The organism is Kitasatospora sp. McL0602 (genome assembly GCF_052076145.1).
Classification (GTDB): domain Bacteria; phylum Actinomycetota; class Actinomycetes; order Streptomycetales; family Streptomycetaceae; genus Kitasatospora.
Window position 1 is genome coordinate 2,650,924 of the sequence record NZ_CP197246.1, and the last position, 25,340, is coordinate 2,676,263.

Here is a 25,340-nt window from a genome sequence, read left to right on the forward strand (position 1 = left end):
TCGGGCTGTCCCTCCGGAGGTCCTTACCCGGTCCCGCCTGTTCGAACCACGCACGGATCTGGCAAGATCGGCCTGTCGTGCGAGGGGAGATCGGACCCGGAGAAGCCGGGCGGTCGGCGCACGACGTACCCGACTTGGCGGGTGTCGTGCGGCCGAGGAGTGTCCGGCCGCACCGCCCGCCGCAATTCTTCTCTTCCGCCAGTACAACCTGAGCCGCCACTCAGCAGTCCTGTTTGCTGACCCGTGCTTCCACGTCCTCAGGGGGATCCTCCGTGCGTCACAACCGCACCGCCGCCATAGCGGCTCTCGTCGTCTCGGTCACCACCGGGCTGCCGCTCGTCGGTGTCGCCCACGCCGACACGCTCGACCTGTACGTCGACAAGGCCGCCGCCACCTGCTCCGACAACGCCGTGGCGGGCAGCAAGGCGACTCCGTTCTGCACCGTCTCGGCCGCCGCGGCCGTGGCCCAGGCGGGCCAGACCGTGCACATCGCCCCGGGCTTCTACGCCGGGGACGTCCACCTGACGCGCTCGGGTACGCCGGGCGCGCCGATCACCTTCGAGGGGCCGGACCAGCGTCCGAACTACCTGACCCCGTACGCCGACCTGAGCGGGGTGCACGGCCTGACGCTGGACGGCGTGCACGACGTCGCCGTGCGGCACCTCGTCACCAAGGGCACCGAGGGCGCCGTGGTCGTGACCGGGTCCAGCAAGATCACCCTGGACGACGTCTCCGTCGCGCAGGACGGCGGCGACAAGGGCACCCACCCCGGTGTGCTGATCACCGGGGCTAGCAGCGACGTGACGCTGAGCCACAGTCAGCTCAGCTACACGACGGGCGATGCCGTGGCCGTCGCCCAGGGTGTGACCGGGGCCGTGATCACCACCAACCTCGTCAACCGCGCGCAGGGTGACGGGATTTCGGTCAAGGGCGCCACCGGCACGGTGATCACCGGCAACACGGTGAACCACTCCAACGGCCCCGCCGTCGAGATCTCGGGCGCCGCGTCGGCGACCACCGTCGAGAACAACGTCTTCGCCGAGCAGGACGCCGACGGCGGCGGCGGCGCCACCCCCGTGGGCCTGGCGGTCGCGGCCGACTCGACCGCCGGCACCAAGGCGGACTACAACGTCGTCAGCACCCAGCAGCCGTCGCCGTACAAGTGGGGCAGCACGCTCTACGCCAACGCCGAGGACTTCCAGAAGGCCAGCGGCCAGGGCGCACACGACCTCGCCGCGCCCGCCAAGACGCTGCTGGGCAACACCGAGGGCTCGGTGCTGATCGACTCCGCCGACCCGAGCGCGCCCGGCGAGCAGGACACCGACCTGCTGGGCCTGGCCCGGGTGCACGACCCGCTGGTGAAGGGCACCGGCACCCACGACCGCGGTGCCACCGAGTTCCAGGCCCCGGCCCTGCACCTCCGGCTCGCCGTCACCCCGCAGCCCGACATCAGCCACCCGCTGGACGCCCTGGTCGAGTTCACCGCCAACTCCGCCTGGTCGACCGACACCAAGGTCTCCGTCGACTTCGGCGACAAGAGCACGGTCGTCACGGGCGCGGTCTCGCCGCTCACCCACGCCTTCCCGAAGGCCGGCAGCTACACCGTCACGGCCACCGGCACCGACAGCCTGGGGCAGACCGCCAAGCAGACCCAGGTGGTCACCATCACCGGCCCGGCGCCGGTGCACCCGATGCTGAAGGTCACCCAGGACAGCACCGACCTGAGGCACGTGCGCGCCGACACCACCGGCACCACCAGCCCGTGGCCGGTGGCGACCACCACCTTCGACTACGGCGACGGCACCCCGGCCACCACGCAGGACACCCACACCTACGCCAAGTCCGGCCAGTACATGGTGCTCACCACCGTCACCGACACCCAGGGCCGCCAGGGGTCGTTCGGCCAGGTCGTGACGATCACCGACCAGTTCGTCCCGATGCGGCCCACCCGGGTGCTCGACACCCGTGCGGGCAGTGGGCTGCCGGGCAGCGGGGCGCCGGTCAGCGGTGGCCAGGTGCTGAAGCTACAGGTCGCCGGTGTCGCCGGTCTCCCGGAGGCCGGCAAGGTGTCGGCCGTACTGCTCAACCTGACGGCGACCCGGCCGACGGCGGGCAGCTTCGTCACCGCCTTCCCGAGCGGATCCGTCCGCCCGACCGTCTCCAGCCTGAACTTCACCGCCGGGCAGACCGTGGCCAACGCCGTCGTCGTCCCGGTCGGGCCGGACGGGAAGGTCTCGCTCTACAACTTCAACGGCAGCGTGGACCTCGTCGCCGACATCGCCGGTTACTACGGCCTGCAGGTGCCGACCGTCGGCGCCGGGAACTTCATCGGGTCCGTCACCCCGACCCGGGTGCTCGACACCCGGGCGACCCACGGCCCGCTCGGCGGTGGCGACACCATCAAGGTCAAGGTCCGGGGAGGCGCGGGCCTGCTCCCGGACGTGGCCCGCGCGGTGGTGCTGAACCTGACGGCCACCCAGCCCACCCAGGGCGGGTACGTCACCGCTGCCCCCGACGGCAACCCGCCGAGCAGCTCCAGCCTCAACTTCGCGGCCAACCAGACCATCGCCAACCAGGTCACGGTGCCGATCGACGCCGACGGCACCGTCACGCTCTACAACCACAACGGCAGCGTCCACCTGATCGCCGACATCCAGGCCTTCTACTCGGCCCCGGTCTCCGCCACCGGCCCGCTGCAGACCGTCACCCCGACCCGCCTGCTCGACACCCGCGTCAACCACAGCACGCTCGGCGCCGGAGGCACCGTCCGCGTCAAGGTCACCGGCGTCGCCGGGGTGTCGGAGCACGCGACCGGCGTCCTGGTCAACCTGACGGCCACCAACCCGACGGCCGCCGGCTTCCTGACCGCCTACGCGGCCGGTTCGCCCCGCCCCCTGACGTCGATCCTCAACTTCGCCCCCGGCCAGACCGTCCCGAACCTCGCGTTCGTCCCGGTCTCCTCCGACGGCTACATCGAGGTCTACAACCACAGCGGGAACACCGACGTCCTGGTCGACATCCAGGGCTACGAGAACTAAGCCGATGCTCGGGGGCAGGCCGGCCCCCGTACACCGGTTCGTCAGCCACGGATGATCAACTCCGGTGGGCCAACTCCCAGTTGGCCCACCGGACCGGGCGGAGCGCCCGGTCGTCGCATCCATGGGGGATCAACTCTTGCGTCACCAACGCACCGTGGCGCTGACCTCGCTCGTGCTCTCGGTCACGGCGGCACCGCCCGCCTGAAGGTCACCGGCACCGCCGGGGTGCCGGACGGCACGGCGGCCGTCCTGGTCAACCTGACCGCCACCCGCCCGACCGGCGGCGGCTACCTGACCGCGTACGCGGCGGACCAGGCCCGGCCGGGCACCTCAACGCTCAACTTCGCCGCCGGGCAGACCGTGCCCAACCTCGCGTGGGTGCCCGTCTCCGCCGACAGCTACATCGCGGTCCACAACTTCGGTGGCAGCACCGACGTCCTGGTGGACGTCCAGGGCTACACCAGGTGATCGTCCGGGAGTGACCCGTCCGGTTCGACGCCGTCGACGGACAGCTCGAACCAGACGACCTTGCCCATCCCCTCCGCGCGGGTGCCCCAGCGCAGCGCCAGCCGGCGGACGAGCTCCAGGCCCCGGCCGCCCTCGTCCGCCTCGGCGGCGTGGCGCTCGCGCGGAGGGTCGGGCAGCGGGTCGGAGATCTCCACCAGCAGGGTGTCACCGAGATTCAGGCGGACGCCGATCGGGGCGCTGGCGTAGCGGACCGAGTTGGTGACCAGCTCGCTGACCAGGAGTTCGGCGGTGTCGGTCAGCCGCTCGACCTCCCACTCGGCCAGCGTCCCGCGCACCAGGCGGCGAGCCCGGGAGACGGCCGTCGGCTCGGCGGGCAGCGTCCACCCGGCGGTGGGGATGCCCGATTGGCCCCGGCCGAGCCGGGCCAGCAGCAGCGCCACGTCGTCCGGCTCGCGGCCCTGCTCCATCGTCTCCAGCACCGCCTCACAGGCCTGCTGGATCGAGGCGTGCGGCTGCTCCAGCACCGTCAGCAGCCGCCCGAGCCCGACGTCGAGGTCCTTGTCCCGGGATTCGACCAGCCCGTCGGTGCACAGCGCCAGCAGACTGCCCTCCGGGATCTCCAGCTCGATCGACTCGAACGGCACCCCGCCGACGCCGAGCGGCGCGCCCGAGGGCAGGTCGAGGATCTGGCCGACACCGCCGGTCAGCGCGCTACCGATCCGGCTGGCCTCCTCGACCGGCTCCTTCGGGACGATCAGGACGGGCGGGATGTGGCCCGCCTTGGTCGCGATGAGCTTGCGCGTGGCGGGGTCGAAGACGACGTACACGCAGGTGGCGAGCAGCGCCTCGTCCGGGCCCTGGGCGAGGTCGTCGGCCAGCTCGTGGACGTGCCGCAGCAGGATCTCGGGCTCCAGGTCGAGCCCGGCCAGGGTGCGGACGGCGGTGCGCAGCCGCCCCATCGTCGCGGCGGCGCGCAGGCCGTGGCCCATCACGTCGCCGACCACCAGCGCGGTGCGGTCGCCGGGCAGCGGGATGACGTCGAACCAGTCGCCGCCGACCTCGGTGCCGCTGCTGCCGGGGACGTACCGGTAGGCGACCTCGACGCCGTGCGGCTGCGGGACCTGCTGGGGCAGCAGGGTGCGCTGGAGGGTGAGTGCGGCGGTGCGTTCGCGGGCGTAGAGCCGGGCGTTGTCGAGGGAGCTGCCCGCGCGGTCGGCGAGCTCGACGGTGAAGGCCAGGTCGTCGCGGTCGAAGCCCTCGCGGTAGCCGGAGCGGCTGACCACCAGCAGGCCGATCACGATGCCCCGGGCCCGCAGCGGCACGACCAGCCGGGAGTGCACGCCGAGCTCGTGGGCGGCCTGCACCTTCGGGTCGCCGGGGTAGGTGAGATCGCTGAGCTCGGCCGGGCCGGAGAGCAGCTCGGGCACGCCGGTGCGCAGCACCCGGCCGAAGGAGGAGTCCTCGGCGAAGGTGATCCGGGCGCCGCGCCGGAGCATCACCTCGACCTCGGCGCCGTCCTGCACGGAGGCGACGCCGAGCTGGAGCAGGGAGGTGCGGCGGTCGTGGCCGTGCCGGGGCAGGTCGTCGCCGTGGGCGACGGCCTGGAGCAGGATGACGGCGGCGAAGTCCGCGAGCCTGGGCACCACGGCCCCCGCCAGCTCCTGGGCGATCCGGGTCGCGTCGAGCAGGTCGCCGACCCTGGAGCCGAACTCGTTGAGCAGCGAGAGCCGCCGCCGGGCGTGCTCGACCTTGGCGATGGCGCGGTACCGGTCGGTGACGTCCATGACGGTGCCGGAGATGCCGAGCACCTTGCCGGCCCGGTCGGTCATCCGGCTGTACGAGATCGATCGGAAGCCGGAGCGGGCGGTGCTCGGGGAGGCGAGGGTGACGTCGATGACGGGCTCGCCGGTCGCCAGCACCTGGCGCTGGATGGCGGTGATCTCGTCGGCGGCGCGCTCGGGGAGGGTCTCGCCGGTGGTCCGGCCGACGTGGTCCTCGGCGGGCAGGCCGTTCATCTCGGCGAGGGTGCGGTTGACGGCGGTGTAGCGCAGCTCGGTGTCGAGGACGGCGATGCCGAGCGGGGACTGCTCGAAGAGCGCGTCCCGGACGGCGAGGTCGCGCTCGACGGCCTGGAGGGTGGCGGCCTCGGCGAGGGCGACCTGGAGGAAGGGGGTGCCGTCACCGTCGACCAGCATCGAGATCCGGGCCTCGACGGCGACCAGCGGGCCCTCACGGTGGTGCAGCTCGGTGAGGCCGTGCCAGCTGCCGTTGCGCAGGGTGTCCTGGATGGCGGTGCGGATCTGCCCGACCAGCGTCTCGCTGCCGATCAGCTCGTCGATCCGGCGGCCGACCAGCAGCTCGCTCGGCCAGCCGAGCAGCTGCTCGGCGGCCGGGCTCCAGAGCACCACCCGCCCGGCGGTGTCGAGGATGCCGATGGCGACCTTGACGACGTCGAGCAGGCTGCCCTGGGTGTGCTCGCCGAAGCGCTGGGCGTGCGGGGCGCTGCTGCCGGGGAAGGGCGCCGCCGGGCGGCCCCGGACGGTCGGCGCGGAGTACGCCGCCGCCTCGGCCGTGGGCGGCGTGAGGGGGGCCTCCTTGCGGCGGCGGAGCATCGGCTGCGGGGAGCTGCGGGCGCCCTGGACCGCATCGGGCGCGGGCGTGCGACGCCGCAGGCGGGCGCGGGCGGGGGCGCCGCCCTTGTTGCTACCCGTACTCGACACCTACGGGGCCTCCGGCTCTCGGGCTGCGAGCCCCGGCGGAGGTGCCGGGGCCCGGGGCGCTCCACACCCTCGCTGCGACGGCCGGGCCCCGCCTCACCAATGGTGACGAACGCTGTCGAACAGTGACATACCCCGTGGAATGACTGGATATCCCGGCATTCTGGGTCATCTTTTCCGATTGACCTACCTGGAGTAGCCCCCCGCCGTACGCAGCGCCGCTCAGCCCGCAGCTCAGCCTGCCGGGAGCTCAGCCCGCCAGGAGCTCGGCAACGTACGGGAGCACCTCGCGGTCATGGGCGAGCCAGTCGACCTCGGTGAGTTCGTCCAGACCGAGCCAGCGGACCTCCGAGTGGTCCTGGAGCGGCTGCGGCTCACCCTCGACCAGCTCGGCCGCCCAGATCCGCAGCTCCAGCCCCGGGCGGACGACCCACGCCCCGGGCAGCCGGCTCAGCGCCCGCGCCCTGACCCCCAGCTCCTCGTGCAGCTCGCGCTCCAGCGCCTGCTCCTGCGTCTCCCCCGGCTCGGCCTTCCCGCCGGGGAACTCCCAGTACCCCGCGACCTCCGGCGGCGCACTGCGGCGGGCGGCCAGCACCCGGCCGTGGTGGACGAGGGCGCCGCCGACGACGATCCGGTTCTCCGTCGCGTCCGCAGTCGGGCCGGTGGCGTCTACCGGCTTCATCGGCTTCATCGGGTTCATCGGGTTCATCGGGTTCATCGGGTTCATCGCGCTCATGGTGGACGACCCTATGCGGCCGCTAGCCGTCCTCGGGCTCGACCCAGTAGAGCTGCTTGTGGCCGCGTGCCTCGTACTCGGCCGCGAGGGCCTCCGCCGCCGCGCGGGTCAGGCCCTTCGCGAGCAGGTAGCGGTTGCCGTTGTCGTCCTGCCGCATCACCCGGTACGTGGTGGTCATGCCTTGACCGTAGCCGCCGGGGCGGTGGGCCCGGCCCGGTGGGGGGCGGACCGGGCCTCCGGCGCGGGTCAGACAGTACGACCGGGTTGCTACCGACGGGTACGCAACCTGTTAACGGGAGGTAAGGGCAGAGCGCCCGGCCCGTCCATGGCGTCTCGAAGTATGAGAACTGACGTATCGCCATTCGGGACAACCGGCAAATCCCCTCCCTGTCGGGCTGGTTCGGCGGCCACAATCGGTCCCATGGGAAAGACTTACAAGTGCATTGAAGGACGTCTGCGGAAGTTCATCGAGAGCCAGCCCGTCTTCTTCACGGCCACCGCGCCGCTGACGGAGGACGGCCACGTCAACGTGTCCCCCAAGGGCCGTTCGGGCACGCTGGTCGTGCTGGACGAACTCACCCTGGCGTACCTGGACTTCGGCGGCAGCACCGCCGAGACCATCGCGCACCTGCGGGAGAACGGGCGGATCACCCTGATGTGGTGCGCGTTCACCGGGCCGCCGACGGTGGTGCGGGTGCACGGCCGGGGCGAGCCGGTCTTCCGGGACGACCCTCGGTTCGACGGTCTGATGCGGCACTTCGACCCGTCGGTGGACGGCTCCGGGCTGCGGGCCGTGGTGCTCGTGCGGGCCGAGCGGGTCAGCGACTCCTGCGGGTTCGCCGTCCCGATCATGGACTACCGCGAGGACCGCGACATGCACGCGGAGTACTTCGACCGCAAGGGTGAGGAGAACTTCTCGACCTACTGCGAGGGCAAGGAGTACGTGGGCACCAGCATCGACGGGCTGCCCGCACTGCCACTGCCGGTGCCGCCCCGGGCCAACTGACCCCGGGCAGCGAACTCGGTCTGCCGGAAGGTCAGTTCAGGGCGAACCAGCGAACAACGACCGTACGCCGCCGTGTCTTCGGGCGAACAGCTCCCGTACGCGCGACCCGTATGCGCGGCCCGTACGGTGGCAGTCCGACCCCGAGTGAACGGAACCCCGCGATGGCAGCCGCCCGCCCGTACGTCCTGCTGAGCGCCGCCATGTCGGTCGACGGATACCTCGACGACGCGTCGGCGGAGCGGCTGCTGCTCTCCAACCCGGAGGACTTCGACCGGGTCGACGAGGTGCGGGCCTCCTGCGACGCGCTGCTGGTCGGCGGCAACACCCTGCGGGTCGACAACCCCCGGCTGCTGGTCAACTCCCCCGGGCGGCGGGCCGCCAGGGTCGCGGAGGGAGAGCCGGAGTACCCGCTGAAGGTCACCCTGAGCGGGAGCGGCGAGCTCGACCCGGGGCTGAACTTCTGGCACACCGGCGGGGCGAAGGTGGTCTACACGACGGCCGCCGCCGCACCCTCGCTGCGCACGCGGCTCGGCGCGACGGCCGAGGTGGTGGCCACCGGGCAGCGGGTGGAGCTGGGCGCGGTGCTGGACGACCTGGGCCGGCGCGGCATCGGGCGGCTGATGGTGGAGGGCGGGAGCGGCGTGCACACCCAGTTCCTCGCCGAGAGCCTGGCCGACGAACTCCAGCTGGCCGTCGCACCGCTGCTGGTCGGGCAGCCGACGGCCCCGAGGTTCGTCGGCCCGGCGGCCTTCCCCGGCGGTCCGGGGCGGCGGATGCGGCTGCTGGGGGCACGTACTGTGGGAGACGTCGTCCTGCTCCGGTACGCCCCCAAGGAGTCCGCCTCGTGAGCTCAGACCTGCAGTGGCTGGCCCGCGCCGTCGAGCTGTCCCGGCTCTGCCCGCCGTCCGCGACGGCGTTCTCGGTCGGCGCGGTGATCGTCGGCGCCGACGGCACCGTGCTCAGCGAGGGGTACAGCCGGGAGCTCGACGCGGTGGGCCACGCCGAGGAGACCGCGCTCGGCAAGCTGCCGACCGGCGACCCACGGCTGCGCACCGCGACGGTCTACAGCTCGCTGGAGCCGTGCGGGCAGCGGGCCTCCCGGCCACGCACCTGCGCCGAGCTGATCGTCGCGGCCGGCGTGCCCCGGGTCGTGGTCGGCTGGCGGGAGCCGGAGCTCTTCGTCGCCGCCTGCCAGGGGACAGCGCTGCTGACGGCCGCCGGGGTCGAGGTGGTCGAGCTGGCCGAGCTGGCCGAGGCCGCGCGGGCCGTCAATGCGCATCTTCTGGGGTAGTTCTCCCCCATCGTTTTGTATGGTGGAGGAACAAACTAAACGATCCCGAGGAGCCAGCATGCCCGAGACCGTCCCCCCGGCCGTCCCCCGGACCATCAGCCTCCGGCCCCGTGCTCTCCTGCTCGACATGGACGGCACGCTCGTCAACTCCGACGCGGTCGTCGAACGCTGCTGGCGCCGCTGGGCCGAGCGGCAAGGGCTCGACCCTGACGCCACGATGCGCGTCGTGCACGGCCGCCAGGGCCACCTCAGCATGGCCATCCTGCTGCCCGACCGCCCGATGGAGCAGAACCTCGCCGAGAACCGGCTGATGCTCGCCGAGGAGACCGCCGACACCGAGGGCGTCGTGCCGATCCCCGGCGCCGCCGCCTTCCTGGCCGCCCTCGTGGGCCACCCGCACGCCCTGGTCACCTCGGCCGACGCCGCCCTCGCCCGCACCCGGATGGCCGCCGCCGGGCTCCCGATGCCGCCCGTCACCGTGACCGCCGAGTCGGTCAGCGCGAGCAAGCCCGACCCGGAGGGCTTCCTCAAGGGCGCCGCCGAGCTGGGCTTCGCCCCCGCCGACTGCCTGGCCTTCGAGGACTCCGAGGCCGGCATCGCCGCCGCGCTCGCCGCCGGGATGCCGGTCGTCGGGGTCGGCCCGCGCGCCGCCGCCCACCACCCGACGGCGCACGTCGACACCCTCGACCAGGTCCGGATCACCCCGGGGCCCGACGGCACGGTCACGGTCACCCTGCGACCGTGACCGCACGTCTCCTGCCGGGCCCTCTCAGCGGGCCTCTCAGTGCGTTGCGATCGCTGGGTCGCTCGTGCTCGCGCGGCCCGTCTCGGCGTGGCCGGCCAGCCGGCGCAGGAAGTCGCCGTCCCGGTCCGAGACGACCGACAGGTCGTACCAGCCGTGGCTGTTCCCGGTCGGCGCCAGGTGCACGACCCGCCCGCCGGGCCGGAGCTGGTACGGCACGGGCGGCTTCGCGCCGTACGCGTCCCGGACGGTCAGGCGGACCGGCTCGGTGCCCTCGTTGGTGAGCGTCAGCCGGAGCTGCCCGCTCTCCGGGTCCTGACGCGTCACCACCTCGGGGCCGCGCGCCCGCCCCTTGAACTGCCGGTGGAAGCCGTTCGGGCCGTAGACCGTGAAGTCGTACGCGCCGCTGACGCTCCAGCTGTCCGACAGCTGCTGCCCGGCGCCGACGGTGTAGCTCCACGGGCCGTCCGGGTTGGTCGCCGAGGTCACGTAGAAGCTCGCACCGGCCGCGCCGTGGCTGGCGAAGTCGGTCCGCAGCCGGCCGTCCGCGCCGAGGTGGCCGTCGACCAGCAGGTCGTACGGCAGCGGGCGGGCCCGGCGCAGTCCGGGCTCCTGCTTGGGCAGCGCCGGGTTGGCCGGGGGCGTCGGGACGTAGTCGGCGTGCCGGTCGCGGTCCGGCGGGAGGTAGCCACGGGTGTCCGGCAGCGCCGGGACGGTGGCGTCCGTGCGTCCGAAGTCGAAGGCCGCCGTCAGGTCACCGCACACCGCGCGGCGCCACGGCGAGATGTTCGGCTCGTGCACGCCGAAGCGCCGCTCGATCAGCTGGATGATCGAGGTGTGGTCGAAGGTCTGGGAGCAGACGTACCCGCCCTTGCTCCACGGCGAGACGACGAAGGTCGGCACCCGCTGCCCGAGGCCGTACGGACCCGCGACGTTCCGGTCCGTGGGCGACTTCGGCCGGTAGATCTCCAGGGTGGAGTCGGCCGTGGTCTGCCCCTGCGCCCGCGAGGCCGGCGGGTACGGCGGCACGACGTGGTCGAAGAAGCCGTCGTTCTCGTCGTACGTGATGACCAGCGCCGTCTTCGCCCACACCTCGGGGTCGGCGGTCAGCGCGTCCAGCACCTGCGCGATGTACCAGGCGCCGTAGTTGACGGGCCAGTTGGGGTGCTCGGTGAACGCCTCGGGGGCGACGATCCAGGAGACCTGCGGCAGCTTGCCCGCCTTGACGTCCGCCTTCAGGATGTCGAAGTACCCCTCCCCGGCCTTCGCGTCCGTACCCGTCCGGGCCTTGTCGTAGAGCGGGTCGCCCGGCTTGGCGTTGCGGTAGTTGTCGAAGTACAGCAGCGAGTTGTCGCCGTAGTTGCCCCGGTAGGCGTCGCCGATCCAGCCCCAGCCGCCCGCGGCGTCCAGGCCGTCGCCCACGTCCTGGTAGATCTTCCAGCTCACCCCGGCCTGCTCCAGCCGCTCGGGGTAGGTCGTCCAGGAGTACCCGGCCTCGGCGTTGGTGATGACCGGGCCGCCGCCGGTGCCGTCGTTCCCGGTCCAGCCGGTCCACATGTAGTACCGGTTCGGGTCGGTGGGACCGACCAGCGAGCAGTGGTACGCGTCGCAGATCGTGAACGCGTCGGCCAGCGCGTAGTGGAACGGAATGTCCTCACGCGTCAGGTACGCCATCGTGGTCGCGGTCTTGGCCGGTACCCACTTGTCGTACTTGCCCTGGTTCCAGGCCTTGTGGCCGCCGTTCCAGTCGTGGTTGAGGTCCTCCAGGAACTGCATCCCGAGGTTGTCCGCCTGCGGCCGGAACGGCAGCACGTCCTTCGTACCGTCCGACTGGTACCAGACCGACTTCCCACTCGGCAGCACCACCGGCCGCGGGTCACCGAACCCACGGACACCGCGCAGCGCCCCGAAGTAGTGGTCGAAGGAACGGTTCTCCTGCATCAGGACGACGATGTGCTCCACGTCCTGCAGGCTCCCGGTACGGCGGTTCGCCGGGATCTCGGCAGCACGGGCGATGCTGGTGGACAGCAGCGAGGCGGCGGCCGTGCCGCCCGCCAGCTGCATGAACCTTCGACGGTTGAGATCGGTCATGAGGGTACGTCTCTCCTGCTCATCCGGTACGCGGCGACTGCCGGGCCAGTGTCGCCACGCCCGCGCGAACGACCCGCGCCCCCAGGTGAGCCGGGCGGCGAACCCTCCGTGAACCGGGAACGTCGATGACCGTCCGTCAGTGACGACGGCCCGCCCGCGACCGGATCGCGGGCGCGTCACGAGGCGTGGATCACGCTCCTCACGCCGATGTCACACTCTCCGGCTCCTGCGACTCTCAGGATCCGGACGCGAGAGGAGACCCACGATGTCCGAGTCCGACACCGCGCCGCGCGGCATCGACGCCGCGACGCACGTCTTCACCGACCACCGGGAGCTGCTGTTCTCGATGGTCTACAACCTGCTCGGCACGGTCGCCGACACCGAGGACGTCCTCCAGGAGACCTGGCTCTCCTGGGTCTCCCGGGTCTCCCAGGTCGAGAGCCCGGACGCGGGGCCGATCGAGCATCCGCGCGCCTACCTGGTCCGGATGGCGGTGAACCGGGCGCTCGCCCGCCAGGCCGAGATCAGCCGCCGACGGGAGAGCTACTTCGGCCCGTGGCTGCCCGAACCCCTGGTCACCGCCCTCGCACCCGCGGGCCTCGCAGCACCCGCCCCCGACGCGGCCGACCCGGTCGATGCGACCGAGCACGCCGACTCGGTGTCGATGGCGCTGATGGTCGTCCTGGAGACGCTCACCCCGCTGGAACGGGCGGTGTTCGTGTTGCACGAGGTCTTCGGCTACGCCCACACCGAGACGGCGGCCATCCTCGGCCGCAGCCCGGCCGCCGTACGGCAGACCGCCCACCGCGCCCGCGAGCACGTCCAGGCCCGCCGGCCCCGGTTCCGGACCGATCCGCAGGTGCGGCAGCAGGTGACCGAGCACTTCGCCGCCGCCGTCGCCGGTGGTGACCTGGAGGTGCTGCTCCGGCTGCTGGCACCGGACGTGACCCTCTGGGCCGACGGCGGCGGGAAGGCGACGGCCGCCGGGCCCCGGCCGGTCCACGGCCGCGACAAGGTCGCCCGGCTGCTGGCCGGTGGCGCGAACCGCGCACCCGACGGCGTGCAGGTCCGCTGGGGGCTGGTCAACGGCGACCCCTCGGCCCTGCTGTTCGCCAGCGACGTGCCGTTCGCCGTGCTCGTCCTCGACCTGGCGCCGGACGGCGAACAGGTCAGCGGCATCTACTTCGTGACCAACCCCGACAAGCTGACCCACGTGAGCTGAGAGCCGCGTGGGCCGAGAGGCAGCGAGATGATCCTGGTAACCGGAGCAACGGGCACCGTCGGACGCCGGCTCGTAGATCTCCTCCTGACCCGGGGCGCGGCCGTCCGGGCCGTCACCCGCAACCCCGGGCCCGCGCGGGCCCTCGGCCTGCCCGGCGGGGTCGAGGTCGCCCAGGCCAACCCCGCCCTCGACTCCGCATTGGACGGCGTCACCGCGCTGTTCCTGCACCCGCGCGCGGTCGGCGCAGCCTCGGCCGCGCTCGTCGCGCGGGCCCGGGAGCGGGGCGTACGGAAGATCGTGGCGCTGACCGCGCTGAACGTCGACGACCCGCTCGACGAACAACCCTCCCGTTTCCGGGGGGACTTCAACAAGGAGGCCGAGGACGCCGCCGTCGGCAGCGGCCTGGAGTGGACCAGCCTGCGGGCGAGCTCCTTCGCCGGCAACACGCTCCAGGCCTGGGGCCAACAGATCCGGGGCGGCGACATCGTCCGCTACCCGTACGCGCGGTTCCAGGAGTCGCTGCTCGACGAGCGGGACCTCGCCGAGGCCGGCGCCTGCGCCCTCCTGACCGATCAACTGGTGGGTCGGCGCGTGGAGTTGACCGGCCCCGAGACGCTCACACACGAGCAGACGGTCGGCATCATCGGCCACGCGCTCGGCCGACCGCTGCGCCTCCAGGAAGTCCCGCCGGAGACCGCCGCCCAGGGCATGATCCGCTACGGCCTGCCCGCGCCGTTCGTCGCGGCGCTGATGGCCCGGTACGCCCGGCACCTAGACCGCCCCCAGCACCCCGCCACCGGCGAGGTGGCGAAGATCCTCGGCCGCCCGGCGCGCACCTTCGCCGACTGGGCAGCCGACCACGCAGCCGCATTCCGCGGCTGAACGCCCGTAGGAGGTAAGGACAGATGAAGCTCACCGTCTTCGCGGCCACCGGAGGAATCGGCCGCCAACTCCTCGACCAGGCACTGGCCGAGGGCCACGACGTCACAGCGGTGGTGCGCAACCCCGCGAAGCTCACCGGCCGGACCGCAGCCCGGGTCGTCCAGGCCGACCTGTCGACTGCCGACGCGGCGACCCTGCGCTCGGCCGTCGAAGGGGCCGACGCCGTCCTGTCGGGGCTCGGCGCAGTGGGGAAGTCGGGAGTCGGGGTCGCCGAACACGGCACCCGGGCCATCGTCGGCGCGATGGCGGCCACCGACGTACGACGCATCGTCGTGGTCAGCGCCGCACCGATCGGGACAGTGCCCTCACCCGCCCGCCCGAGGCCGCCCCGCCACGACCCCGGCGACGGGTTCGTCATGCGGCACCTGCTCAGCCCGATGGTGAAGACCGTCCTCCGCGCCCACTACGCCGACCTGGCCCTGATGGAGGACGTCCTGCACGCAAGCAGCCTGGACTGGACCGTCATCCGCCCTCCACAGCTCACCGACAAGCCACTGACCCGCGACTACCGCATCGCCTACGAGCAGAACCTGCGCGGCGGCTCGAAGATCTCCCGGGCCGACGTCGCCCACTGCATGCTGCACACCCTCCACGACCCCGACACGATCGGCCGCACCCTGGGCATCGCCGACTGAGCTTGTTGAAGCGCAGGTACGGACGTACAGTTTCCTGTACTCAGAAAGGTGGACCATGAAGACGATGACCTACTCGGAGTCACGCGCACGGTATGCCGAGGTGCTGAACGCCGTCACGGACGACCGCGAGGAGATAGTGATCACCCGCGCCGGACACGAGCCGGTCGTCATCGTCTCACTGGAGGACTACGAGTCGCTGAAGGAAACCGCTTACCTGCTGCGCAGCCCCGCGAACGCGCGACGCCTCCTGGCTTCCATCGAGGAACTGGAGAGCGGCGGCGGGACGGTACGTGAGCTGGCGAATCCGGAGTGAAGATCACCTTCGCCTCCCGCGCCTGGGAGGACTACCTGTGGTGGCAGGTCCAGGATCGCCGGATCCTCAAGCGGATCAACACACTCATCGCCGATATCGCACGCAACGGCAACGAGGGGATCGGCAAACCGGAGCCGCTCAAGCACGGGTTCCAGGGCTACTGGTCACGACGGATCAACGACGAGCACCGCTTGATCTACAAGGTCACCGACGACTCGGTCCTGATCGCCCAGTGCCGCTACCACTACGAGAGTTGACCTGGGGAAACACCGTTTTTCGAGGCCCAAGTCAGCACACACACGGTCAGAAGCTGACGGTAAGACGGTGGTCAGTAGTGGTAGCGAGCGGCCAAGACGATGATCTCCTCATCCATGACGAGATAGACGAGGCGGTGCTCGTCATCGATCCGTCGCGACCAGGCGCCCGGCAGGTGGTACTTCAGCGGCTCGGGCTTGCCGATCCCGGCGAATGGATCGCGGAGCGTGTCCTCGATGAGCCTGTTGAGCCGAAGGAGCATCTTGCGGTCGTTCTTGAGCCAGGACGTGTAGTCCTCCCAGCCCTGCTCCTCGAAGACGACCCTCACGCTGTGCCCTGCTCCATCTCTGCAGCGTCAGGATCGATCAGCTCATGCTCGGCGAGGTTGACGCGACCCAATGCGTTCTCGTACGCCTTGAGCAGACGGCGAGCGTTCGCCGGCGACCGCAGCAGGTAGGAGCCTTCACGCAGAGCGGCATAGTCATCAGCCGAGATGAGCACGGCATTCCCGTGCTTGGAGACGATCTCGATGGCGTCGTGATCGTCGTTGACCTTCTTGATGAGCGGGAAGAGGTCCTTGCGGGCCTCGCTCGCGGTGATGGACACGACGCACCCCCTTATAAGTGGTACCGGATAACGTACCACTCATAACGGCAGTCAGCACGGTAAAGCGCTGGGGCCCACCCCCGGAGGAGGTGGGCCCCATGTGACCTGCACGTTCGACAGGTCATTCAACAGAAAGCACGCAATCGATCACACGTTGAAGCGGAACTCCACCACGTCGCCATCCTGCATGATGTATTCCTTGCCCTCGATGCGGGCCTTGCCCTTGCTGCGGGCCTCGGCGATGGAGCCGCAGGTGACGAGGTCGTCGAAGGAGATGACCTCGGCCTTGATGAAGCCCTTCTGGAAGTCGGTGTGGATCACGCCGGCGGCCTCGGGGGCGGTGGCGCCCTTCTTGATCGTCCAGGCGCGGGTCTCCTTGGGGCCTGCGGTGAGGTAGCTCTGGAGGCCGAGGGTCTCGTAGCCGACGCGGCCGAGGGTGGCCATGCCGGTCTCCTCCTGGCCCATGGACTGGAGGAGTTCGAGGGCCTCGTCCTCGTCCATGCCGATGAGCTCGGACTCGATCTTCGCGTTGAGGAAGATGGCCTCGGCGGGGGCGACCAGGGCGCGCTGCTCGTTCTTGAAGTCCTCGTCGGTCAGCTCGTCCTCGTCGACGTTGAAGACGTAGAGGAAGGGCTTGGTGGTGAGCAGGTGCAGCTCGCGGACGGAGGAGGCGTCGAAGCCGGCCTCGAAGAGGGTCTTGCCGCTCTCCAGGATCTTCTGGGCGGCCTCGGCGGCGGCCAGGGTGGCGGCCGACTCCTTCTTGAGGCGGGACTCCTTCTGGAGCCGCGGGAGCACCTTCTCGATCGACTGGAGGTCGGCGAGGATCAGCTCGGTGTTGATGGTCTCGATGTCGTCCTTGGGCGAGACCTTGCCGTCGACGTGGACCACGTCGGGGTCGACGAAGGCGCGGATGACCTGGCAGATGGCGTCCGACTCACGGATGTTCGCGAGGAACTTGTTGCCCAGGCCCTCGCCGACGCTGGCGCCGCGGACGATGCCCGCGATGTCGACGAAGTCGACCGTCGCCGGGAGGATGCGCTGCGAACCGAAGATCTCCGCGAGCTTGTTCAGCCGCGCGTCCGGGACGCCGACCACGCCGACGTTGGGCTCGATGGTGGCGAACGGGTAGTTGGCCGCCAGCACGTCGTTCTTGGTCAGGGCGTTGAAAAGGGTCGACTTGCCGACGTTCGGCAGGCCGACGATTCCGATCGTGAGCGACATGAAGCGCAGTCCCGTGGGCTTGGAGGAGTCGAGCGGCACCGTACGGGCCGGTCACCCAGTCTACGGGCACGGGTCTAAACGGCGGCCGTGGGCTCCAGGAACTCCAGGCGGTTGCCCAGCCGGTCGGCGGAGTGGAAGCGGCGGTACCCCGGGAAGTTGTCGTCCCAGTGAACCGGGAGGCCGTGCGCGGCCAGCCGGTCGGCCAGCGCGTCGAGGGAGGCGACCAGGATGCCCGGGTGGGATTTCAGCGCCGGGGTGAAGTCGACGACCACGCCGAGGTGGATCTCGACCCCGCCGCCGCGGAACCAGCATCCGCCGCGTGCCGCGAGCACCGGCGGCTTCTCGACCTCGACCATCCCCAGCACGCCGGACCAGAACTCCCGGCACAGCTCCTCGGCCCCCACCGGGATGTCCAGCTGGACGTGGTGCAGACCGGCGAAGGAGTACGCGCTCTCGGCCACGGCAGCCCCCTGAAGGATCGTCAGTTGATCGGCTGGTACGGCCCGTACGGTACTCCGTTCGGAGACACGAAGTACGCCCGAATGCGGCCATTACACAGTGTGGCGATGATCGGACCGTACGTTGGGTGGGTGGAGCAGAGCATCCGTACCCAGCCCCCCGGGCCCAGACGCCGACCGCCGACCGGCGCCGCCGAGGCCGCCGTACCGGGGCCGGCCTCGCCCCCCGAGCAGGGGCCCCCGGCCCGGTACCGGCCGCCCGCCGGTGCGGCCGCCTCCCGAGTGCGGCTCCGGTTGCGGCTCCGGCTGCCGCCGGGGCTCGGGGCCCGGGGCCGGCCGCGCGGCGGCCCGCCGGCCCGGCTGACCGCCGTCGGGACGGGTGTGCTCGCGGTGGCCGGGACGGTGGCGTTCGCGCTGGTCGACCGGGTGGTCTTCGGCGGGCTGGGCGTGTTCTTCGGGCTGGGCTACCTGGTGGTCTGCTTCCAGCTCGCCGTACGCGTCCGGCTCGCCGACCTCCCGGCCGCCCCGATCAGCGGCCCGATCGCCTTCGCCGCCGCCCTGCTGCTGCTCGGCCCGGTCTCCGCCCCCGGCGTGACCGCCCAGGTGGTGGCACTGGCGAGCGGCCTCGCGCTGCGGGCCGGCTGGCTGTTCACCGGCACGTCCCTGGCGGCCCTGATCGTGGCGGCCCGGTATCTGGCGCAGCGGCGCTTCCGGCGGAGCAGGTAGGCCAGCGGGCCGTAGATCAGCGGGCCGCCGCCGCGGCCATCGCCGCGCCGACGATCCCCGCGTCGTTGCGCAGCACCGCCGGGACGACCTCGGCTTCCCGGGGGCTGAGCAGCGGGAGGAACTTGTCGTGCTTGCGGCTGGCGCCGCCGCCGATGACGATCAGCTGCGGCGAGAACAGCCGCTCGACCAGGTCGAGGTACTCGTCGACCCGGACGGCCCATTCGGCCCAGGTGAGTTCGTGGCGCTCCCGGGCGGCTGCGGAGGCGCGGCGTTCGGCGTCCTTGCCGCGCATCTCAAGGTGGCCGAGTTCGGTGTTTGGTACGAGGGCGCCGTCCACGAAGAGGGCGCTGCCGATGCCGGTGCCGAAGGTGAGAACCAGGACGACGCCGTCGCGGCCGCGTCCGGCGCCGTGGGTGATTTCGGCGAGTCCGGCCGCGTCGGCGTCGTTGAGCACGACGGCGGGCAGGTCGAGGGACTCGCGGAAGAGCCCGGCCGCGTCGAGGCCGATCCAGCCCTTGTCGACGTTGGCGGCCGTCCGGGTGTGGCCGCCGACCACCACGCCGGGGAAGGTGAGGCCGACCGGCCCGTGGTGGTCGAAGTGCTGGACGACCTCGCGGACGGCGGCGACGACGGCCTCCGGGGAGGCGGGGTGCGGGGTCAGCACCTTGTGGCGCTCCTGGGCAAGGACGCCGCGGGCGAGGTCGACGGGTGCGCCCTTGATGCCGGAGCCGCCGATGTCCACCCCGAACACTGAAGCCGCCGATGTTTCGGTCACTGCCCTGCCGCCCTCCGTCGTCCACAGCCTGTGCACAAAAGTACGGGCGCGGGGGCGACCTCGCCCGCCGATCGGGAAAGCCGGATGCCCGGGGTTCGGCGTGAACCCCGGGCATCCGGCGGAGCGGTCGGTCAGAGCTTGCCGGCGGCCTCGGCGCGCAGGTCGCGGCGGAGCTCCTTGGGCAGCGAGAAGATCAGGTGCTCCTCGGCCGTCTTGACGGTCTCGACATCGCCGTAGCCGCGCTCGGCGAGGTAGGCGAGGACGCCCTCGACCAGGATCTCCGGCACCGAGGCGCCGCTGGTCAGGCCGACGGTGGTGACGCCGTCGAGCCAGCTCTCGTCGATCTCGTCCGCGAAGTCGACCAGGTGGGCGGCCTTGGCGCCGTACTCCAGGCCGACCTCGACCAGGCGGACGGAGTTGGAGGAGTTCTTGGAGCCGACGACGATCAGCAGGTCGGTCTCGGGGGCGATCTGCTTGACCACGACCTGGCGGTTCTGGGTGGCGTAGCAGATGTCGTCGCTGGGCGGGCTGACCAGCAGCGGGAAGCGCTTCTTGAGCTCGCCGACGGTGGCCATCGTCTCGTCGACGGACAGGGTGGTCTGGGAGAGCCAGACGACCTTGCTCTCGTCGCGGACCTTCACGTTGGCGACGTCCTCGGGCCCGTCCACCAGGTGGATGCGGTCCGGGGCCTCGCCCATCGTGCCGACGACCTCTTCGTGGCCCTCGTGGCCGACCAGCAGGATGTCGAAGTCCTCGTCGGCGAAGCGGACGGCCTCCTTGTGGACCTTCGTCACCAGCGGGCAGGTGGCGTCGATGGTGGCGAGCTTGCCCGCCTCCGCCTCGTCGTGGACGGCCGGGGCGACGCCGTGCGCCGAGAAGACCACGATCGAGCCCTCGGGCACCTCCTCCGTCTCGTCGACGAAGATCGCGCCCTGCTTCTCCAGGGTCTGCACGACGTACTTGTTGTGGACGATCTGCTTGCGGACGTAGATCGGCGCCCCGTACTGCTCCAGGGCCTTCTCGACGGCGATGACGGCGCGGTCGACACCCGCGCAGTAGCCCCGGGGAGCGGCGAGCAGGACGCGGCGCTGAGCAGTGTTGGACATGCGCCCATGGTACGGACTGTCGTGCGTGCGCAGGACAGCGCGGCGGGAGTGGTCGGAAGTGATCAGACTTGGGCCATGAGTGAGCTGAACGAGCAGAGCGGGCCGGCCGGCCTCAGGCGCAGCCTCGGCGTGCGCGACCTCATGGTGTACGGGCTGCTGTTCATCGCCCCGATGGCGCCCGTCGGGGTGTTCGGCGTGCTCGACGCCAAGAGCCACGGCGCCGTCGCGGCGGTCTACCTGGTGGCGACGGTCGCGATGGGCTTCACCGCGTTCTCGTACGCGCAGATGGTGCGGGCGGTGCCGCAGGCCGGTTCGGTGTTCGCCTACGCACGGGCCGGTCTGGGCGAGGGGCCCGGCTTCATCGCGGGGTGGATGGCGCTGCTCGACTACCTGCTCATCCCGGCCGTCGCCTACCTGTTCTCCGGGATCGCGTTGAACTCGCTGGTGCCGAGCGTGTCGCGGTGGGTGTGGACGGTGGCGGCGGTACTGGTCACCACGGCGCTCAACCTGCTCGGGGTTCGGACGGCGGCGGCGGTCGGCTTCGCCGTGCTGGCGCTGGAGATCGTGGTGCTGGCGGTCTTCGTGGTGTCGGCCGTGGTGGTGCTGGCCCGGGGCGGCGCGGTGCGCGGGTGGTGGACGCCGCTGACAGGCATGGGGGGCTTCTCGCTGACGGCGGTGGTCTCGGCGGTGTCGGTCGCGGTGCTCTCGTACCTGGGCTTCGACGCGATCGCGTCGTTCGTGGAGGAGGCCGTCGGCGCCTCGGAGGCGGTCGCCCGCGCGGTGCTGTGGTGCCTGGCGCTGGCCGGGCTGCTGTTCGTCGCGCAGACCTACCTGGCCGCGCTGCTGGAGCCGTCGACCCCGCAGCAGCTGGCCGCCGACCCGGCCGCGCAGGGCTCCGCCTTCTACCGGACGGTCGACGTCTCGATCGGGCACTGGCTGCACACCCTCGTCGCGCTCAGCAAGGCGGTCGGGGCGGCCTTCGCCGCGCTCGCCGGGCAGGCGGCGGCCGGGAGGCTGCTCTTCGCGATGGGCCGCGAGGGGCGGCTGCCCCGCGCCCTGGCCGGCGTCGACCGGCGCTCGGGGGTGCCCCGGCTCGCCCTGCTCACGGCGGCGTCCGTGACGCTGGTCGCGGCGGTGTGGGCGGCCCGCCGGGACGACGGGCTGGACCAGCTGACCTCGGTGGTCAACGTCGGCGCGCTCTGCGCGTTCGTACTGCTGCACGCCTCGGTGATCGGCTGGTACGCGGTGCGGCAGGGCTCGCGGGACGTGCTGCGGCACGTGGTCGTCCCGGCGCTGGGGGTGGCGGTGACCGTCGCGGTGATCGTCGAGGCCTCGGGCACCGCGCAGCTGGTCGGCGCCGGGTGGCTGGCCGTCGGGCTGATGGTGCTGCTGGTGCAGCGCGGGCGGCCCGTCAGCCCCGCCCGCTAGCCTCGTCGCATGGCGAACAGCAGCTCACCGGAAGCTCCGATCCCCGTCGGCAAGGTCTCCGCCCTGATCGGGAGCTGGATCGACCGGCTCGGCGAGGTCTGGGTGGAGGGCCAGATCACCCAGCTGAGCCGACGGCCCGGCGCCGGGGTGGTCTTCCTGACCCTGCGCGACCCCGAGCGGGACGTCTCGCTGACCGTCACCTGCTTCCGGGCCGTGTACGAGCGCGTGGCGGACGTCGTGCAGGAGGGCTCACGCATCCTCGTCCACGCGAAGCCCGAGTGGTACGCCGCCCGGGGCACGCTCTCGCTGCGGGCCTCCGAGATCCGGCTGGTCGGGCTGGGCGAGCTGCTCGCCCAGCTGGAGCACCTGAAGCGGCGGCTGGCGGCGGAGGGCCTGTTCGCCGCCGACCGGAAGCGGCCGCTGCCGTTCCTCCCGCACTGCATCGGGCTGGTCACCGGCCGGGGCTCGGCGGCCGAGCGGGACGTGCTGGAGAACGCCCGGCGGCGCTGGCCCGCCGTCCGCTTCGAGATCCGGAACGTCCCCGTCCAGGGCGTCAGTGCCGTCACCCAGGTCACCGCCGCCGTCCGGGAGCTGGACGAGCACCCCGAGGTGGACGTGATCGTGGTGGCCCGGGGCGGTGGCAGCGTGGAGGACCTGCTGCCGTTCTCCGACGAGGGGCTGATCCGGGCCGTCGCCGCCGCCCGGACGCCGGTGGTGAGCGCGATCGGGCACGAGCCCGACCAGCCGCTGCTGGACTTCGTCGCCGACCTGCGGGCCTCGACGCCGACGGACGCCGCCAAGCGCGTGGTGCCCGACGTCGGCGAGGAGCTGGCCCGGGTGCACCAGCTGCGCGACCGGGCCCGGCGGCACGTCTTCGGCCGGGTCGAGCGGGAGCAGCACGGGCTGGCGAGCCTGCGCAGCCGCCCGGTGCTGGCTGCTCCGCACCGGCTGGTGGACGGGCCGGAGAGCGAGGTCGCGGCCCTCGCCGAGCGCGCCCGCCGCTGCCTGGGCCACCGGCTCGACGCGGCCGAGTCCGACCTCGGACACACGCTGGCCCGGGTGGTGGCGCTCTCGCCACTGGCCACGCTGGAGCGCGGCTACGCCGTGCTCCAGCGGGCCGACGGGCACGTCGTCACCGACCCGGCGCAGCTCACGGCGGGCGAGGAGCTGCACGCGCGGGTCGCCGAGGGCGGCTTCGGGGTGACGGTCAAGCCTTAGACCGACCGGCAGGCGCCACCTCAGCTCGTGAGTGTGCGAGCCCTTGAGAGCGCGACGGAGTGTTCGTGGAAGCCGAGGTCGCGGTAGAGCTGTTGGCCGTCCTTGGTCGCGTGCAGGTCGATCCGGGTGACGCGGTGGGCGTCGAACCAGTCGATCAGGGCCTCGGTGCAGGCGCGGCCGTAGCCCTTGCGGCGGCTGTCCGGGTCGGTGCAGATGTTGAAGACGAAGCCGAACAGGCCGTCGGGGTGGCCGGGGCCGGGGAGGCGCTGCTCCACGGCGCCGACGGCGCAGGAGGCCAGCCGCCCGGGGTGGGCCGGGTCGTCGACGACGAAGGTAGGCATGGTCAGCCGGTCGCTCGCGAGGCGTTCGCGGATGATGCCTTCGGCCACCGCGCGCCAGGGCGCCGGGCCGTCCGTCTCATCGGCCGGCGGTCGGCCGCCGGCCGCCGCCATCGCGGCGAACATCAGGCCGCGGAGCCGGACCAGTTCAGGGGCGTCGTCGGGGGTCGCTGGGCGCACAAGGATCATGGCCGGAGGCTACCGAGCCCCCGCCGCCGGGCACACCTGGTTTGTCGGGTGCAGCCCCTACGCTGGCGCCATGGCAGATCAGCAGAAGGACCGGCAGAGCGGCGGCGACGACAGCCTCGGCTACGAGCAGGCGCGGGACGCCCTGCTGGAGGTGGTGCGGCAGCTGGAGGCGGGCGGGGTGTCGCTGGAGGAGTCGCTGGCGCTGTGGGAGCGCGGCGAGCAGTTGGCGAAGGTCTGCCAGCGCTGGCTGGACGGTGCGCGGGCCCGGCTGGACGCGGCGATCGCGGCGGAGGGCGGCGAGCCCGGGGAGTGACGCGGCTCACTCCGGGGCGGCGGAATAGTTGAAGCTTCACCTACGGTTGTCACTCGTGCGACGGCATGGTCCGCCGCCCCGAAGACGCAGACGCATTCAGACATTGAGGTAGCAGAGCCATGACGACCGTAGCCAACGACCACATCGCCCTCGACGCCGCCGCCCAGGACCTCCTCTTCCGGGAGGCCCACACGGCTCACGCCTTCACCGACGAGCCCGTCAGCGACGAGCAGATCGAGGCCATCTACAACCTGGTCAAGTTCGCTCCGACCGCCATGAACCAGTCGCCGCTGCGCGTCGTCCTGGTCCGCACCCCCGAGGCCCGCGAGCGTCTCGTGCAGCACATGAGCGACGGCAACAAGGCCAAGACCGCCGGTGCCCCGCTGACCGCGATCCTGGCCGTGGACAACGAGTTCCACGAGCACCTGCCGCGTCTCTTCCCGGTCTACCCGAACGCGAAGGACTTCTTCACCGAGCGCCCCGCCCGCGAGGGCTCGGCCCGACTGAACGGCGCCCTCCAGGCGGCGTACTTCTTCATCGGCATCCGGGCCGCCGGCCTGGCCGCGGGCCCGATGGGCGGCTACGACGCCGAGGGCCTGAACAAGGACTTCTTCGCCGACGGCAAGCACTCGGCACTCGCCGTCGTCAACATCGGCAAGCCGGGCGAGGGTGCCTTCTACCCCCGTGGCGAGCGCCTGGCCTACGACGAGGTCGTCACCTCCGTCTGAGCCGCTGGAGCTGGATGCGCGGAAGGCCCCCACCGGGCGGTGGGGGCCTTCCGCGCGTTCCGGTCTACTTCAGGGACTGCGCGAGCTCCGAGAGCTCCTCGTACCCGGCCGTGCCGGTGACGACGGTCGTCGCGGTGCCGCTCTGTACGGTCAGCGCCCGGTAGTGCTCGCCCTGGAGCCGCTGCCACGCCCGGCCGCCGACGGTCGCGTCGCCGTCGGGCTGGTTACCGGGCACCACGGCCTTGAGCACCTCGTCGCGCGCCGCGTCGCTCTGCTCCACGGCGGCGTACTGGCCGGCCGGGGTGACGAAGCCCAGGTGCCAGACCGCGTGGCCCTTCGGGTCCTTCTGGTACTCGACCGAGGTCGCCTTCCAGCCGCCCGGCAGCCCCTCCGGGCCGAGCAGCGGATACGGCGCCGCGCGCTTCGCCGAGGCGAGCGACGAGCGGTAGTCGACCGCGCGGATGCCCTCCCCCGAGGACGCGTGCGGGATGAAGACGTACGCTCCGGCGCCCACGGCGCCGACCGCCAGCATCGACAGGATCATGTCCCGTACCGTCTGCCGGCCTCTCATGCTGCTCTTGCCTGCCACCCCTTCATGGTGACCCATCGCCGTCGGGAACCCGACACCCGGGTCCTCCCGGACGGGTGAATGGGCGCATACCGGCACACAATCGCAGGTGAGGGGGACATGCGCCACAGACAGTCATCTCAGAGACAGATACGATCGCATGACCCTCAGCACGGCGTTCGACCAGGCAGTAGTCGGGCGCTCACTGGC

The 25,340-nt window shown here is 71.8% G+C and carries 28 protein-coding genes; 16 read left to right on the plus strand and 12 right to left on the minus strand.

The annotated features are described in order from the left end of the window. Positions 1 to 272 precede the first annotated feature (272 nt). Positions 273 to 3,038 (plus strand): PKD domain-containing protein, encoded by a 2,766-nt coding sequence (locus ACR68M_RS11890; RefSeq protein WP_441250427.1) that lies wholly within the window; start codon positions 273 to 275, stop codon positions 3,036 to 3,038. A gap of 225 nt (positions 3,039 to 3,263) precedes the next feature. Then, entirely contained in the window at positions 3,264 to 3,506 is a 243-nt protein-coding gene (locus ACR68M_RS11895) for a hypothetical protein (RefSeq protein WP_441250428.1), read from the plus strand. Here the strand turns inward: ACR68M_RS11895 and ACR68M_RS11900 are convergent. From ACR68M_RS11900 to ACR68M_RS11910, 3 genes are all read right to left on the minus strand, one after another. Continuing rightward, positions 3,494 to 6,226, minus strand: a complete 2,733-nt coding sequence (locus ACR68M_RS11900) for a SpoIIE family protein phosphatase (protein WP_441250429.1) — start codon at positions 6,224 to 6,226, stop codon at positions 3,494 to 3,496. The genes ACR68M_RS11895 and ACR68M_RS11900 overlap by 13 nt on opposite strands. Before the next feature lie 247 nt (positions 6,227 to 6,473). After that, positions 6,474 to 6,959 carry a (deoxy)nucleoside triphosphate pyrophosphohydrolase gene (locus tag ACR68M_RS11905; RefSeq protein WP_441250430.1) on the minus strand — a complete coding sequence of 162 codons (486 nt, stop codon included), beginning with the start codon at positions 6,957 to 6,959 and terminating at the stop codon, positions 6,474 to 6,476. Positions 6,960 to 6,981: 22 nt separating this feature from the next. Next, complete coding sequence (locus ACR68M_RS11910; RefSeq protein WP_441250431.1) at positions 6,982 to 7,137, minus strand: SPOR domain-containing protein; 156 nt, start codon at positions 7,135 to 7,137, stop codon at positions 6,982 to 6,984. A gap of 243 nt (positions 7,138 to 7,380) precedes the next feature. Between ACR68M_RS11910 and ACR68M_RS11915 the strand changes: the two genes are divergently transcribed. The 4 genes from ACR68M_RS11915 (at position 7,381) to ACR68M_RS11930 (ending at position 10,001) form a co-directional block, all read left to right on the plus strand. Then, positions 7,381 to 7,965 carry a pyridoxamine 5'-phosphate oxidase family protein gene (locus ACR68M_RS11915; RefSeq protein ID WP_441250432.1) on the plus strand — a complete coding sequence of 195 codons (585 nt, stop codon included), beginning with the start codon at positions 7,381 to 7,383 and terminating at the stop codon, positions 7,963 to 7,965. 161 nt (positions 7,966 to 8,126) lie between these two features. Beyond that, positions 8,127 to 8,813: a RibD family protein gene (locus tag ACR68M_RS11920; protein ID WP_441250433.1), complete on the plus strand. Its 687-nt coding sequence runs from the start codon at positions 8,127 to 8,129 to the stop codon at positions 8,811 to 8,813. Continuing rightward, positions 8,810 to 9,256: a deaminase gene (locus ACR68M_RS11925; protein ID WP_441250434.1), complete on the plus strand. Its 447-nt coding sequence runs from the start codon at positions 8,810 to 8,812 to the stop codon at positions 9,254 to 9,256. The genes ACR68M_RS11920 and ACR68M_RS11925 overlap by 4 nt, the downstream gene beginning before the upstream one ends. A gap of 58 nt (positions 9,257 to 9,314) precedes the next feature. Beyond that, positions 9,315 to 10,001, plus strand: coding sequence for an HAD-IA family hydrolase (locus ACR68M_RS11930; RefSeq protein WP_441250435.1), 687 nt, complete (start codon positions 9,315 to 9,317; stop codon positions 9,999 to 10,001). Positions 10,002 to 10,037: 36 nt separating this feature from the next. Here the strand turns inward: ACR68M_RS11930 and ACR68M_RS11935 are convergent, their stop codons facing one another. Next, positions 10,038 to 12,089, minus strand: coding sequence for a phosphocholine-specific phospholipase C (locus ACR68M_RS11935; protein ID WP_441250436.1), 2,052 nt, complete (start codon positions 12,087 to 12,089; stop codon positions 10,038 to 10,040). Between the two features lie 265 nt (positions 12,090 to 12,354). Here ACR68M_RS11935 and sigJ point away from each other — a divergent pair, with 265 nt between their 5' ends. The 5 genes from sigJ to ACR68M_RS11960 are packed head-to-tail and all read left to right on the plus strand — an operon-like array spanning position 12,355 to position 15,458. Further along, complete coding sequence (gene sigJ, locus ACR68M_RS11940) at positions 12,355 to 13,311, plus strand: RNA polymerase sigma factor SigJ (RefSeq protein WP_441250437.1); 957 nt, start codon at positions 12,355 to 12,357, stop codon at positions 13,309 to 13,311. Between the two features lie 27 nt (positions 13,312 to 13,338). Further along, on the plus strand, positions 13,339 to 14,193 hold the full coding sequence (locus ACR68M_RS11945; RefSeq protein ID WP_441250438.1) for an NAD(P)H-binding protein: 855 nt from the start codon (positions 13,339 to 13,341) through the stop codon (positions 14,191 to 14,193). Between the two features lie 23 nt (positions 14,194 to 14,216). Continuing rightward, positions 14,217 to 14,888, plus strand: coding sequence for an NAD(P)-dependent oxidoreductase (locus ACR68M_RS11950; RefSeq protein WP_441250439.1), 672 nt, complete (start codon positions 14,217 to 14,219; stop codon positions 14,886 to 14,888). Between the two features lie 55 nt (positions 14,889 to 14,943). Further along, entirely contained in the window at positions 14,944 to 15,201 is a 258-nt protein-coding gene (locus tag ACR68M_RS11955; RefSeq protein ID WP_441250440.1) for a type II toxin-antitoxin system Phd/YefM family antitoxin, read from the plus strand. Next, entirely contained in the window at positions 15,198 to 15,458 is a 261-nt protein-coding gene (locus ACR68M_RS11960; RefSeq protein WP_441250441.1) for a Txe/YoeB family addiction module toxin, read from the plus strand. The genes ACR68M_RS11955 and ACR68M_RS11960 overlap by 4 nt, the downstream gene beginning before the upstream one ends. Before the next feature lie 71 nt (positions 15,459 to 15,529). On the opposite strand, the gene ACR68M_RS11965 is transcribed toward ACR68M_RS11960, so the two are convergent. The 4 genes from ACR68M_RS11965 to ACR68M_RS11980 all read right to left on the minus strand — a co-directional run bounded on the left by ACR68M_RS11965 (position 15,530) and on the right by ACR68M_RS11980 (position 17,744). Next, positions 15,530 to 15,784, minus strand: a complete 255-nt coding sequence (locus ACR68M_RS11965) for a Txe/YoeB family addiction module toxin (protein ID WP_441250442.1) — start codon at positions 15,782 to 15,784, stop codon at positions 15,530 to 15,532. Next, positions 15,781 to 16,062 (minus strand): type II toxin-antitoxin system Phd/YefM family antitoxin, encoded by a 282-nt coding sequence (locus ACR68M_RS11970; RefSeq protein ID WP_441250443.1) that lies wholly within the window; start codon positions 16,060 to 16,062, stop codon positions 15,781 to 15,783. Before ACR68M_RS11970 ends, ACR68M_RS11965 begins: the two co-directional genes overlap by 4 nt. 147 nt (positions 16,063 to 16,209) lie before the next feature. Continuing rightward, entirely contained in the window at positions 16,210 to 17,283 is a 1,074-nt protein-coding gene (gene ychF / locus ACR68M_RS11975; protein WP_441250444.1) for a redox-regulated ATPase YchF, read from the minus strand. 74 nt (positions 17,284 to 17,357) lie between these two features. Then, positions 17,358 to 17,744 carry a glyoxalase gene (locus ACR68M_RS11980; protein WP_441250445.1) on the minus strand — a complete coding sequence of 129 codons (387 nt, stop codon included), beginning with the start codon at positions 17,742 to 17,744 and terminating at the stop codon, positions 17,358 to 17,360. 129 nt (positions 17,745 to 17,873) lie between these two features. On the opposite strand from ACR68M_RS11980, the gene ACR68M_RS11985 reads away from it, so the two are divergent. Continuing rightward, positions 17,874 to 18,467, plus strand: coding sequence for a DUF6542 domain-containing protein (locus ACR68M_RS11985; RefSeq protein ID WP_441250446.1), 594 nt, complete (start codon positions 17,874 to 17,876; stop codon positions 18,465 to 18,467). 16 nt (positions 18,468 to 18,483) lie between these two features. Here ACR68M_RS11985 and ppgK read toward each other — a convergent pair whose 3' ends face one another. Next, complete coding sequence (gene ppgK, locus ACR68M_RS11990) at positions 18,484 to 19,242, minus strand: polyphosphate--glucose phosphotransferase (RefSeq protein WP_441250447.1); 759 nt, start codon at positions 19,240 to 19,242, stop codon at positions 18,484 to 18,486. Positions 19,243 to 19,373: 131 nt separating this feature from the next. After that, positions 19,374 to 20,348 (minus strand): 4-hydroxy-3-methylbut-2-enyl diphosphate reductase, encoded by a 975-nt coding sequence (locus ACR68M_RS11995; protein ID WP_441250448.1) that lies wholly within the window; start codon positions 20,346 to 20,348, stop codon positions 19,374 to 19,376. Positions 20,349 to 20,423: 75 nt separating this feature from the next. Here ACR68M_RS11995 and ACR68M_RS12000 point away from each other — a divergent pair, with 75 nt between their 5' ends. Both ACR68M_RS12000 and xseA read left to right on the plus strand, forming a co-directional pair. Further along, positions 20,424 to 21,776, plus strand: a complete 1,353-nt coding sequence (locus tag ACR68M_RS12000) for an APC family permease (RefSeq protein ID WP_441250449.1) — start codon at positions 20,424 to 20,426, stop codon at positions 21,774 to 21,776. A 9-nt stretch (positions 21,777 to 21,785) separates the two neighbouring features. Beyond that, entirely contained in the window at positions 21,786 to 22,994 is a 1,209-nt protein-coding gene (xseA, locus tag ACR68M_RS12005) for an exodeoxyribonuclease VII large subunit (protein ID WP_441250450.1), read from the plus strand. A gap of 20 nt (positions 22,995 to 23,014) precedes the next feature. Here xseA and ACR68M_RS12010 read toward each other — a convergent pair whose 3' ends face one another. After that, the gene (locus tag ACR68M_RS12010; protein WP_441250451.1) at positions 23,015 to 23,521 is read right to left on the minus strand and encodes a GNAT family N-acetyltransferase; all 507 of its coding nucleotides are present in this window, start codon (positions 23,519 to 23,521) and stop codon (positions 23,015 to 23,017) included. Positions 23,522 to 23,591: 70 nt separating this feature from the next. On the opposite strand from ACR68M_RS12010, the gene ACR68M_RS12015 reads away from it, so the two are divergent. Both ACR68M_RS12015 and ACR68M_RS12020 read left to right on the plus strand, forming a co-directional pair. Then, the gene (locus ACR68M_RS12015; RefSeq protein WP_441250452.1) at positions 23,592 to 23,834 is read left to right on the plus strand and encodes an exodeoxyribonuclease VII small subunit; all 243 of its coding nucleotides are present in this window, start codon (positions 23,592 to 23,594) and stop codon (positions 23,832 to 23,834) included. A 119-nt stretch (positions 23,835 to 23,953) separates the two neighbouring features. Next, on the plus strand, positions 23,954 to 24,562 hold the full coding sequence (locus tag ACR68M_RS12020; protein WP_441250453.1) for a malonic semialdehyde reductase: 609 nt from the start codon (positions 23,954 to 23,956) through the stop codon (positions 24,560 to 24,562). Positions 24,563 to 24,626: 64 nt separating this feature from the next. On the opposite strand, the gene ACR68M_RS12025 is transcribed toward ACR68M_RS12020, so the two are convergent. Beyond that, positions 24,627 to 25,106, minus strand: coding sequence for a DUF4245 domain-containing protein (locus tag ACR68M_RS12025; RefSeq protein WP_441250454.1), 480 nt, complete (start codon positions 25,104 to 25,106; stop codon positions 24,627 to 24,629). Positions 25,107 to 25,340: the final 234 nt, after the last annotated feature.